Annotated in this window: 8 protein-coding genes; 1 reads left to right on the top strand and 7 read right to left on the bottom strand. The window is 65.1% G+C overall.

The window, feature by feature from the left end:
* Positions 1–358 precede the first annotated feature (358 nt).
* The 3 genes from OG730_RS43805 to OG730_RS43795 form a co-directional block, all read right to left on the bottom strand.
* Complete coding sequence (locus OG730_RS43805) at positions 359–1,087, bottom strand: ATP-binding cassette domain-containing protein (protein WP_327310089.1); 729 nt, start codon at positions 1,085–1,087, stop codon at positions 359–361.
* 38 nt (positions 1,088–1,125) lie between these two features.
* A complete protein-coding gene (locus OG730_RS43800) occupies positions 1,126–3,249 on the bottom strand; it encodes a bacteriocin-associated integral membrane family protein (RefSeq protein WP_327310088.1) in 2,124 nt (707 codons plus the stop codon).
* Between the two features lie 147 nt (positions 3,250–3,396).
* Positions 3,397–3,693 carry a lactococcin 972 family bacteriocin gene (locus OG730_RS43795; protein ID WP_327310087.1) on the bottom strand — a complete coding sequence of 99 codons (297 nt, stop codon included), beginning with the start codon at positions 3,691–3,693 and terminating at the stop codon, positions 3,397–3,399.
* Positions 3,694–4,484: 791 nt separating this feature from the next.
* On the opposite strand from OG730_RS43795, the gene OG730_RS43790 reads away from it, so the two are divergent.
* Positions 4,485–4,781: a lactococcin 972 family bacteriocin gene (locus OG730_RS43790; protein WP_327310086.1), complete on the top strand. Its 297-nt coding sequence runs from the start codon at positions 4,485–4,487 to the stop codon at positions 4,779–4,781.
* 459 nt (positions 4,782–5,240) lie between these two features.
* Here OG730_RS43790 and OG730_RS43785 read toward each other — a convergent pair whose 3' ends face one another.
* The 4 genes from OG730_RS43785 to OG730_RS43770 all read right to left on the bottom strand — a co-directional run bounded on the left by OG730_RS43785 (position 5,241) and on the right by OG730_RS43770 (position 11,283).
* Positions 5,241–5,738, bottom strand: coding sequence for a hypothetical protein (locus OG730_RS43785; protein WP_327310085.1), 498 nt, complete (start codon positions 5,736–5,738; stop codon positions 5,241–5,243).
* A 511-nt stretch (positions 5,739–6,249) separates the two neighbouring features.
* Positions 6,250–8,652: a trypsin-like serine protease gene (locus tag OG730_RS43780; protein WP_327310084.1), complete on the bottom strand. Its 2,403-nt coding sequence runs from the start codon at positions 8,650–8,652 to the stop codon at positions 6,250–6,252.
* Between the two features lie 1,198 nt (positions 8,653–9,850).
* Complete coding sequence (gene ku, locus OG730_RS43775; protein WP_327310083.1) at positions 9,851–10,681, bottom strand: non-homologous end joining protein Ku; 831 nt, start codon at positions 10,679–10,681, stop codon at positions 9,851–9,853.
* Between the two features lie 161 nt (positions 10,682–10,842).
* Positions 10,843–11,283 carry a DUF5959 family protein gene (locus OG730_RS43770; RefSeq protein ID WP_327310081.1) on the bottom strand — a complete coding sequence of 147 codons (441 nt, stop codon included), beginning with the start codon at positions 11,281–11,283 and terminating at the stop codon, positions 10,843–10,845.
* Positions 11,284–11,631: the final 348 nt, after the last annotated feature.

The following is an 11,631-nucleotide window of genomic DNA, read 5'->3' as shown; positions in this document are numbered from 1 at the left end:
ATTCAGGGCGGCATGGGGCGATGAGGCTGGGAGCGGATCCGGCGGGAAGTACAGCTTTTCTGCACGCCAGACCTGTCCTGGCATCTCCGGTACATGCTGCCGGCTCCCGCGTGGCTGCGAGGAGACCACGTGAGAGCCGGGACAACCTTGCCTGTGACAGAGCTAGATGCGGCTGACGTACCCAACGCCACTCGGCCAGCAATACCAGCGGCACCAGGAATCCAGCCGACGTCCCACCCTGCGTCCGAATCTAGTTGGCGAAGATGCCTCCCGAGCTACCGGGAGGCCCTGTCTCCGCGCCCTGAAGCCACCCCGGTCACCTGAAGGGGACCCTCGTTCGACCAACAGATCGGGGTACTCAGAGGGCGGTACGTGGCTGGCCCTCGAGGTTCGCGGTCGCCAGGCGGTGGGGGGCTGCGGTCATGGGGCGGGTCTGTGGCCCTGAGGGGGACGTTGCATCGGCTGCGAAGACTGTGTCGCAGCGATCGCGCACGTAGTCATTGTGGGTGGCGATGACTACGGCGCATCCGGCATCGCTCATCTCGCGCAGGATGTCGACGACCATGGCGGTGTTGGTGTGGTCCAGTGCGCCGGTCGGTTCGTCCGCGAGTACGAGTGCCGGCTGCTTGACCATGAGCCGGGCAAGGGCGACGCGCTGCTGTTCGCCGCCGCTGAGGTAGTGGATTTTCTCCTTCTCGCGCCCGGCGAGCCCGACGCGGTCGAGGGCGTCGGCGATGGTGACGTGGGTGCTGTTCCTGAGTGACCGCCGTGGCTTGACGGCTGCCTCCAGGTTGGCGGCGACGGTGGCATTTTCGATCAGGGCGTAGTTCTGGAAGAGGTAGCCGAGTACCTCACGGCGGAACCGCCTGGTCTGACGTGCGTTGAACCGGGTGATGTCCTTGCCCTCATGCAGGATCGCCCCCTTGCTCGGCGCCTCAAGCAATCCGAGGCAGTTGAGGAGGGTGGACTTTCCAGATCCGCTGGGGCCGACGAGAGCGAGCATTTCGCCGCGCTTGACGGTCAGTGTGACGTCCGACCACAGGGTCCGTGGCCCGAAGGACTTTGACAGTTTTTCAATGTTGATCATGGGGGTGCTCCTGCTGCGTGAAGGGGTGCGAACGGGGGTCATCCTTCGGTTGCCCCTTCCTTGACGATGCGGCGGTGGAAGGCTGCCAGCGCGAGGAGCACGGCCCCGACCTCGATTGCGACAAGCCCACTGGTCAGGGTCAGGTCCAAAGCACTGATGTGCACCGGCGCGCTGGGTGCGGGCATGCCCATGGCCTTGAACTCTTCCAGGTCCTGGTTTTGCTGCCAGACCTTGAAGGGCACCCAGCCGGCCAGCAGAAGAGCGAGAACTCCCTCGACCCCGAGTACGGAGCGGTGGCTTGCGGTGAATCTCCAGCCGCTGATGTGCTTGACGAAGATGGCCTGGGCGTTCTTCCGGGAGTAGACGATGGCCACGCCGACCCCGGTGATGACCAGCACGACCACGGCGACCGCGAGGTTGAACAGATACAGCCGGAAGTCGTTGACCGCGTCCCGCATCTGCAGGGCTGCGTTCTGGCCGACCGGCCTGATGGCTATGACGTCGTTCTGCAGCTTGTTTGTGTCGATGCCGGCCTGGATGTCGGCGGGGTTGGGGAAGACCACTCCGCCCTGGGTGGCGAACGCGGTGTAGGCGTTGTCGGTCAGGTAGGTCGATCCGTTGGGGACCACTACCAGGACCGCATCATCCACGAGTGAGCGGTCTTCCTTCGTGTTGCGTGCGGCGGTGTGGGCTTGGTCTCCGGGGTTGTAGCCGAAGACGCGCTGGCCGCTCTTCGCCGGGAATGTCTGTACCTGGCTCTGGCGGATGCGCTCTGGATCGGCCGGGCTGAGGATGCCTGGGAGCTCCGCAGCGATGGTCGCGCTGTGCTGCTTGAGGGACTCGGGCACGAGGAGCCGCACGGCATGCTTGTCGGGGCTCTTGCCGTCCTGGGGCATGGGGGCGTACCGGTGTCCGGTGAGGTCAACGAGGGACTGCTTGGTGAGGAAGGTTTCGTTGACGATGAGCATCTCGCCCTGGGGCAGGCCGGAACCGGGGGCGATGTCGTGGAGTTCTCTGCGCCCGGCGACGATGAGTTTTCCCGCCGCGTCGGATTGCCGAAGCCATCCGCCCACGCGTTTTTGCATCTGCTTGATCTCGTCGTCTCCACCCAGGCTGCCATTGAGGCGGATGGCAGCGGTGTCGCCCACCTGCGCGTAAATCTCCTGGCTGTCCTGGCGAGCCAGGACGTCCTGGCCGGCCAAGGCGGCGGAGGTGGCGATGCTGAGTGCGAGCGCCAGAGCGGGTATGCGGACGAGGTAGGCCGAAAGGGATGCTGCCCGGGCGGGGAGTTCACCCTTGAGAGCGCGAAGGACATCGGTCCTGAAGGTCAGGGCGAGTACGGCCGCGTGGGTCGCCAGGATCAAGACGATGAGGATGCCCGCGAGGCCCAGTGTCACCGAAGTGAACAGGCCGAGCCAGGCGTATGTGTTGTAGAAGCCGAGCAGCAGTAGGACCCCGCCTGCCACCGCGGCGGCTGCGATCACGGCGAACCTTGCCAGCTGGCGCAGGTCTCGGAGCAGGATGTCGATGAAGGATCTGCCCTGCAGGCGAAGTACTCCGTACGCCTTGGCATTGAGCAGGACACTGGCTCCGGTCATGGTCACGGCGGCGAGAGCGACCACCAGGAGAGACCAGGCAAGGACCCCGTCCGCGTAGAAGGGGGTCAGTTCCGCGACAGACAGCGGGTGGTGGGCGCTGGCGCGCAGGCCGAGGCTCTTGAACTGGGCCACCAGTGCCTCGTCGGAACCTTCCGGGCCGAAGACGTAGTAGAAGCCCCGGGGGTCTCGCTGCCCGATATCGGTGAGCGGATGCACCTCGGTTTGGTAGTCACGGCCGAAGGACGGGTAGCCCTCGTTCAGCCATGACGCCGCCTCTGAGCCCGGGTCGCCCGAGGTGAGGTACAGGTGCCGAAGGCCATCGGGGTCCTTCAGATCGGGTACTTCGCGGGCTACCGAAAGTCTGTGGTCGCCAGCGAACGCGGTGATGTCGCGGGCCACCTGCGCCCCGCTGACCGAGTCGTCGGCGTCGAGCACCCAGACTACGGACGAGTGGCCGAGAACCCAGTCCTCGTCCAGCCCCCGCACGAACAGGAACGCCACCACCGCGGAGAACGCGAAGACGGCGGCGTAGATGAATTTGATACCTCGGTGCAGCATCGACAACCTAGTTCGGAGCGCGTGGGGGGATTTGGTTGCATTTGCGTGCAACGCATTTCTATGGGGCTGATGGCCCCGGCTGGGGGGCGGGGACCGGTCCCCGCCCCCCTAGCGACAGTCAGGCATCGCTACCGGAGGCCCGCAGCCTAGTTTTTAGCCGCAGCTGGAACGGTAGTACGACTCGTTGCCCCACAGCGCTTCAGCGGCCGACGCGAACGAGGTGACGCCGCCCTTGACGTCGCCGCTCTGCGCGAAGTACTTGCCCTTCACCGACGAGCCGTGGCACTTCGAGGCGTGGTAGAAGTTCGAGTAGACCTGGTCGCTGCTGTTGGTGCCGTAGCTCCACTTGCCACCGCTGACCTCGACGGTCTGCGCCAGGGCCGGCGTGGCAAGACCTACGACGATGAAACCAGCCGCGACGGCAGCCTTGATACGGGTACTGACCTGCATGTTTGTAGCTCCAACTCAACTTTCCGGTCGCAAACACGACCGGGGCAGCCCTCATAGTGCAGACACGTAAACCCAAGATCAATACAAATATTTGGTATGGCTAGAAACAGCCCTCACCTCACGGGTCTGCCGATGTCTGTGCATCCCTAGCCCTGTAAGGGTTCGGCAAGTTTCCGCAGGTCAACTGGCCTGCGCGGGCTGGTGGCTGAGAAGTGACGGCGGATTCGTGCTGCTGTGAGCCCCACCGGGGCATGCCGCCCTCGCCCCCCTTCCGCGCCACACATCTCCGAAGCGATCAAGTTTCAGGCCGCTAGAGAAGGGCCTGGCCGGCGCCGGCTGTGCGGCCGCCGACTTCTGCGTCCACATGCTGCGCAGGGTTGGGTGGGCCGCGATTCGGTGGATCGAGGAGCGGACGATTCAGCACGCGCCCGATCGCTGACCAGCCAGAAGGTGATGTGAGCAGCTGCAGCGCGGACTCGTCGGCCTCGCAGGGGTCGGACAGGGATGACGGGCTACGAGTGGGGCCGAGCTGGTTCTCAGCGCTCAAGTCGGCGTTGAGGGCGCGATGGTGACGGCTTGTTTCAGCCAGCAGTGCAGAGGGGCTTCGTCCATTTCTGGTGAACTTTGGCCCCGCAAACCCCGGCAACCCCTAGGGCTGAGCCCCCCCAGGGGGCTGGAAGTGCTGTTCAAGCCAAACGCATATTTTGATTGATCTTGGGTTTACGTGTCTGCACTATGAGGGCTCGTTCCCGGTCATGTCCGTGACCGGAAAGTTGAGTGGAGCTACAAACATGCAGGTCAGTACCCGTATCAAGGCTGCCGTCGCGGCTGGTTTCATCGTCGTAGGTCTTGCCACGCCGGCCCTGGCACAGTCGGTCGATGTCAGCGGTGGCAAGTGGTTCTACGGCACCAACAGCAGCGACCAGGTCTACTCGAACTTCTACCACGGCAAGAACTGCCACGGCTCTTCGGTGAAGGGCAAGTACTTCGCGCAGAGCGGCGACGTCAAGGCCGGCGTCACCTCGTACGCGTCGGCCGCTGAAGCGCTGTGGGGCAACGAGTCGTACTACCGTTCCAGCTGCGGCTAAAGATTCAGGCCGTGGGCGCCTCAATGATGGCGACCAGCAGATGGCCTCCAGACGTGGACAGCGAAACCCTGTACACGGCCACGGGCTCGCTACTTCGCAGAGCGGTCACACCGACCGCCGCGAAGGAGGCGAGCCCGACGAGGTTTTCGGGCCCGCCTGCTCACCTGCAGGAAGGACGCCCCCGGCAAGACCTCCGACTGTTCCGGGAGGGGGCCGGAAGCTGGGCACGGAACAGGTGGCAGTTACGCGCCGGCCATCGCGAACGGCTACGGCCGTTCCCAGCACTCAGCCGCGCCGCCTGGGCACGGTGAGTCCGGCCGGAGGCCGCTCTCGGCGAATGGGGCATCGACGCGGGTTCCGCATCGAGCCATGCTCGACCTCCCGCACGTGCTCATCAGTCAGTCTGCTGGCTGCTGGACGAGCACTGTATGGAGAGGCCGCCGATGGGGATTCCCACCGTCACCAGCTCACTGTGGCCATCACCTCGGTCGCAGGATTGCCGATCTTGACTGTCCCGTGGTCCTTGAACTCGTCGGTGTGCCAGTCGGCGAAGGCCTTGGCTATCTTCACTGCCTTCGGCACGTCGGGTGAGTCGGAGTCCCGGAGTTCACGGTCGAGGTTGGTGACGATCCGGATGGCCAGAGGCGGACCGGCTTCCTCGGTCATCACGTGCATGGAGATTGCCAGGAGTTCCTTGCCCGCTTCGCTTCTCGCAAGATGGGTGCGGAAGGCTTCCGTAGCGGGATCACCGTTGCCTGGCCAGTTCGAAGCGGGCGAGGACGTGGCAGGCGCAGCGTCTGCGGAATCGTCATTGCGGTTGCTGCACGCCACTGCGGTGCTGGCTACAAGCAGCACGGCTATCGCGCCCACTCTGGTCAGGCGGCGCCGGTTGGCGTAGCGGGGCTCCTTGTCGGCAGCGCGAGAGGAAGCGGAGCCGTTCTGGTCGCTGAGGTTCATACGCTTCCGTTCCCTTGGCGGCTCTCCTGCGAGGAGAGACGTAGTACTCGGCCTGTGGGTTCCCTGGCCGGCCGACAGGACGCCGCCTTCCATCGACCGGCCAGGAGCGCTCATCCCTTGTTGCCGGTCTCATAGGCGATGTACGCCACGCCCGCCGTTCCGTTCAGGGAGCACGTCGCCATGGAAACGCCCTCGTGTATCCATGGTCCCCACACGATGAACTGGCTTCCGCCACTACGGGAGCAGTAGACCTTGGCACGGAAACGTGAGGTCACACTCGTCGTGCAGGTGACGTTGCCCGACTGGCCGGGACCGCTGACCCAGGTGGCGCAGTCCAAGGGGACTGCGGTGGGGGCTGCAGTCGACGTACCGGCGCCGGCGACCTGCAGAGCCGCTATGGGGAGGGTGCAGGCGGCAACGACCGAGGCTATCTTCATGCGATTCATTTCTCTCCCTGCTGATAGGTCCGATATTGGAGCGGCCCCAGATCCGCTCTGGGGTGTCCGGAAGGTCAGAGGGCCGGGCTGACGAGCTTGTTCTCCGCGCCGATCGTGGTGCCGTTGCCGTCCGCGTACAGAGTCATCTCGCCGTCGGTCCAGCGGACGATGGTGTCGTCGGGCCACGGGTTTTCCGTGTAGTCGCCGCCGGAGAGGATGGTGGCGTGGCTCCAGGTCGAGTTGGGCGCTTGCAGCCGGTTCTCCTTGGAGGCGGCCAGGTTGCCCTTGAAGTCCTGGTAGTTGGTGAGTTCTCCGTCGCTCCAGCGGATGATCAGGTCCCAGTTGTCGTTGCCGGTGTAGTCGCCCGAGGCGATCTCCGCAGCGTGTGTCCAGGTCTCGTTCGGGGCCTGGGCCATGGTTTCTGTTCCGATGCCTCGCTCAGAGACGTCGGTGTACTGGCTGACCTCGCCATCGGACCAGCGGACGACGAGGTCATCCTGGCGGCCGTTGCTGGAGAAGCGGCCGGTAGTCATCTGCTGGGCGTGCTGCTTCCAGGTGTCGTTGGGCGCGAGGAGCTGGATCTCGCCGTGGAACCCCTTCTCGTCAACGGAGGGGTACAGCGTGACCTCGCCGTCTTTCCAGCGGACGATGATGTCTGATCCCTCATCGCCGGTGAAGTTCCCCGCGGTGACTTCGACGGCGTAGTCACGCCAGGTGGAGTTCGGTGCCTGGACACGGATCTCCTTGTCGAAGTAGCCCTTCTGCGGAGTTGCGCCGCGGTACAGGCTGACCTCGCCGTCCTTCCACCAGACGAACATGTCCATGCGGTCTTCGTCGATGTCGTCACCGTCGACGGTGAAGTAGCCGGAAGCGATTCCCCGGGTGTAGTCCCGCCAGGTTTCGCCGGGCGGCAGAGCGGACCCGGGCTTGGGCTGGGGCTGCTTGCCTGCCACGGCGGCGTCGTAGATGCGCTTGACGTCGTCTCCGAAGTAGGAGCTGTAGGAGGTGTCAGGTGAGTGGCCTCCGGTCTTCCAGCCGCCGGTGACGCCGGCGAGGCCGCGCCCGGTGCCCATCTTGATCAGGAAGGGGCCGCCGGAGGTGCCGGAGACGTAGCCCTGGCAGTTGACCTCGGTGAACGTGCCGCCCGTCCAGCCGTCCGCGTTGGCGGTGGTGTATTTCTTGGTGGGCGTGGTGCACGTCAGAGGGTTCTGGTTCGGCTTGTACTTGTCGTCACCGGGCAGGTAGGGGTAGCCGATGACCTGTGTGTCCGGGTGGGTGAAGCCCTGGTTCAGGGCGAGTGGGATGGCGCCCACCACGTCTTCAAGGTTCTTCCCGTCGGCCCGCGGACCAGTCCTCAGGAACGCGAAGTCGAGGTCGGTGGCAGTGTGGTCACCGTTGGGCGCTTTGTAGGCCGGGTCCATGTAGATCTGGCCGACGGCAATCGGAAAGACTCCGTACGGGCGCGGTGTCGTCCCATTGTGTTTCGGGACGAACACCAGCTTGGTGGTCTGGTCGTTGCCGTCGAAGCAGTGCGCGGCGGTGGCGACGATGTTCTTGCCGGGGGAAGGAACGACGGTACCGGCACAGAAACGGTATTGGTCGTTCTGGGCGTAGAAGAACGTTCCGACCTCCTTGAGTCCTCCGAACTCCTTCGACGGGGAGGTGAAGGTGGTGGCCGGGGTGCGCGCCTCCGGAGGAAGCAGGGCTTCGCGTGCCTCCTGTTCGGCCACCGGCTTCGCCTGTTGCATACGCTCCGGGGTCCAGAACGCTTCCAGCTCAGCTGCCAGAAGGTTCACCGGCGTAGGGCTGGGCGTCGCGGTAGGCACGTCTGGCTTCTTGGTCGGCTTGCTCGTGGATCCGGGAGCAGTGCTGGCCGAGGGCAAGGGCGCGGGCTGTGGCTGGGATTGCGCCGCTTCCTCGTAGAGGTTCTTGGCGTCGTCGTCGAGGTACGAGCCGTACCTTGCGCCGGGCTCGTCGCCTCCGGTCTTCCAGCCGCCTACGACGCCGACCAGCGTGGAGTGGCCGTCGATGTTGACGATAAAGGGGCCGCCCGAGGTGCTCTGCGCCGATTCGGCGCAGTTGACCTGGCTGAAGGTGCCGCCGGCCCAGTCTCCTGACGTGGCGGTGGTGAACTGCTTCATCGGGGCGATGCACTCGGTCAGAGGTTTGTTCGGCTCAAGGCCGACGACCTTGGTGCTGGGGTGGTCGAAGCCGGCGCTGAAGGCGAGAGGGACCGAGCCCACGACCTCCTCCACGTTCTTGCCATCGGCCCGGGGCGCGGTGGCGGCGAACGCGAAGTCCGTGTCGGTTGCGGTGTGGGACCCGCCGAGGGCCTTGTATGCGGGGGTCATGTGGATCTTCGAGGGTGCGACAGGGAAGACACCGAAGGGGCGGGGTGTGCTCTCCGCGTGGCCGGGGATGAAGACCAGGTGCTTGGCGGGCGTGGACCCGTCGAAGCAGTGGGCGGCCGTGGCCACCAGATTCTTTCCCTGCGACGGAACTACGGTGCCGGCGCAAAAACGGTAACCACCACCAGCAGCAAAGAAGAACAGTCCGATTTGGTCATTCTTCTCGGAAACCCCCGTGGCATCCGGGATGCCGGAACCCTTAGCAGGTGCTGGGAGGTTTCGATTTGCCGTGCGCGCAGCTTGCTCGTCAACTGGTTTGGCCTGGGCTATCCGCTCAGGAGTCCAGAACTTTTCTTCGGCTGCCGCAGACCCGCTCCTTGCATCCGGGGTCCCGGACGGGGATGGGCTACCCGACGGTCCTCCAGGCGTCGGCACCCCCGCAGCGGTCAGGATGGAGGAGAGGTCCCTTTGACCCAGCCCAGCGCCCTGAACTGGAGAAGCAGTACCTGGTGACGCGGACGGCGATGGCGCGGCGAACGCCGCGGCGGGCATCGACACAGCGATCACCGCTGCCGCAGACGGCAACAGTCTCTTCAAATACACGCAGATCCCCCTAGTCGATTAACGGAAAAGAAGCATCCAATCCGTCGCTCATCTGCAAGGAAATGGAAACCGACTTCCGGAATTTCGGCCGAACCGAAGGCGGTCTCTCTTTCAGCAGAAGCGCCGATCCTTACACGTCGAACCTGTGGGGGATTTTATTTTGGCTGGTAACTACCCGTAGTCAATGTCCTGAAAGTTTTGGAGTGGCGAGTTGCCGCGTCCACTCCTACTCCCCCGAGCCGCTACGTTGATGGAGGGGAAGCGGAGCCTCCCCGGGGGGCACCTGCATTGGTTCCGGATCAAGCCGTCCGGCAGGTGCCCCGTCACGCTTTGGGCGCCTCTCTTCAGCCCTCACCTCTTCGCCAATCAGCCGAATCCTGAAATCAAGGCCGGGCTCTGAGGCGTGGCGCGCCACTGTCCGCGCCACAGGAGGCAACTGGCACCCCTCCATCCCCCGCTGACACTCCAGTTCCTGAGTATTCACCGGCGCAGATGAGATTGTCCTCGCCTGGGAGCACGACGGGGACACCGCCTGAGAGCTGCCCGTCGTAAGCCCGACGCCGTGCCTGAACATGGTGCTCGCCACACAGGACGTGCACGTCCTGCACCAGTTCCCCTACATCGAGCAGCAGGGGATTTCGCGAAACCCAGGTTGCGGGCGTCCCTTCGGGGGCGAGGGGCTGGGTGTCCAGGCGTCGCAAAGGACCCCCGCAGGGGCGTTGTGTCAGGCGCTTCGCCGGGGTTTTCCCTTCGCTGCTGTCTTCTTGGGCGTGGTCTTCTTCGCGGCCGTCTTCTTGCCGGGGAGCGGGTGCACGGTGGCGGGCTCGGCCCGGGTGCTCTTCGCGTCCTGCACGGACTTCTCCAGCATGCCCATCAGGTCGACAACCTCCGCCGACGCCGGCGGCGCCTCATCCCCGCTTGCCGCGGGCAGGGCGCCGGTGGCGGACTTCGCGGAGATGACTTCCTCCAGCGCGTCCCGGTAGGTGTCGCGCATGTCTGACAGGTCGGTGCCGGTGAGGATCTCCGCGAGCCGTACGGCCGCCTCCGCCTCCACCTCCGCCTCCGACACCGCGGTGTCCGGGACGGGGACCTGAGAGGGTGAGCGGATCTCGTCCGGCCAGCGGAGCGCGTGCAGCATGATCACATCGCCCTTGACCCGCAGGAGCCCGAGCCGTTCCCGGTCGCGCAGCGCGAACTTCGCCACCGCCACCTTCGCGCTGCGCTCCAGTGCTTGCCGCAGGAGCGTGTACGGCTTCGCGGAGACGGGTTCGGTCGCGGCCAGGTAGTAGGAGGCGCCGATCTGGATCGGGTCGATGGAGGCCGCGGGCACGAAGGTGACGATGTCGATGGCTTGCGCAGTGGGCAGCGGCATGGCGTCGAGGTCTTGGTCGGTAACCGGGATCAGCGTGCCGGTCGCGGTCTCGTAGCCGCGCACGATCTCGTCCTGGCGGAGTTCCTGGCCGTCGAGCTCGCACACCTTGCGGTACCGGACCCGCCCGCCGTCGGCGGTGTGGATCTGCCGGAAGGAGATGTCGTGCGACTCGGTGGCCGGCACCACCTTGATCGGCCGTGTTGACTGAACTGACTTGTGCGATTCTCAGGTCAAAGACTGGTCGCCGCTGGGCGAAGGAGCCAAGTCAGCGGCCTGCTGCGCCGGTCACGGTCGACCTGGGGTCGCTTGAGAGGTTGCGGTACTCCGCTGCTGTACCGGGGCAGCTACCGCAGTGCGGTCGGGTGAACATGCTTCCAAGCCTCGCGGATTCCATGGAGCAGCTCACGTTGTTCTTCGATCCAACCGCGGTTCACTTCCAGGCTGATGGCCACCCGTGTTGTCTGCTGGTCGGCGACCGTGACAGTGATCTGGTCCTGGTCGTCTTCCCTGTCCACGAGCTGGATGCCAATCTCAGCTACTCGGGCGCACTCGCGCCACACCGCGTCTCGGCCGGCCTCGACCTCGTCCAGCACGTGCTCCCAAGGAGCGAGGTCGTACGGCTCGACGTAGGTGCGAGTGAGTCCGGCCACGAAGTCGTTGTGCACCATCAGCTCGCCGCTGGTGTCCGGAATGCCGGACGCTCCGGATTCGTCGAGTTCAATGGCCACGCTGCCGCCGTACTTGCCAGTGATCCGTAGCAGAGTGAACCGCTCACGATCTTCCATGTCCCACCCCAGGATGTTGGCTACCCAGCCTTTTTGCCGTGCAGCGTACAGGCGTTGCGGTCGGGTGACGGCGTGGGGTCGCAGGAGCTGTTTTGGGCTGGAGTTGCCAATGAGCGACGGGTCACGGCCCCCTACGCCAGCTCCGTGGATTCGGGCAGGTTGTGAGCCTGCCCGCTGTAGCTCGGATTGAGGCCACGACCCTTAGTTCAGAGAAGTGACCAGGCCGAAGGAGGTCGCTCCGGACCAGATGGGACGAGGCACCAGCACCTCCAGGTCGCTGCGGTCCCCTTCGTCCAGCGTCGCACCGTCGGCGGTGCGACGCGTGATGGGAAGCGCCGGGATCGTCGG

The organism is Streptomyces sp. NBC_01298 (assembly GCF_035978755.1).
Lineage (GTDB): Bacteria > Actinomycetota > Actinomycetes > Streptomycetales > Streptomycetaceae > Streptomyces.
The sequence above is the reverse complement of the archived record's forward strand: the minus strand, read 5'-3'. Positions and strand labels throughout refer to the sequence as shown.

Bases quoted from the DNA above. Each gene is read 5' to 3' on its own strand.
- OG730_RS43805 (WP_327310089.1), bottom strand. From the start codon at position 1,087: ATGATCAACATTGAAAAACTGTCAAAGTCCTTCGGGCCACGGACCCTG.
- OG730_RS43795 (WP_327310087.1), bottom strand. From the start codon at position 3,693: ATGCAGGTCAGTACCCGTATCAAGGCTGCCGTCGCGGCTGGTTTCATC.
- OG730_RS43790 (WP_327310086.1), top strand. From the start codon at position 4,485: ATGCAGGTCAGTACCCGTATCAAGGCTGCCGTCGCGGCTGGTTTCATC.
- OG730_RS43785 (WP_327310085.1), bottom strand. From the start codon at position 5,738: ATGAACCTCAGCGACCAGAACGGCTCCGCTTCCTCTCGCGCTGCCGAC.
- OG730_RS43770 (WP_327310081.1), bottom strand. From the start codon at position 11,283: ATGGAAGATCGTGAGCGGTTCACTCTGCTACGGATCACTGGCAAGTAC.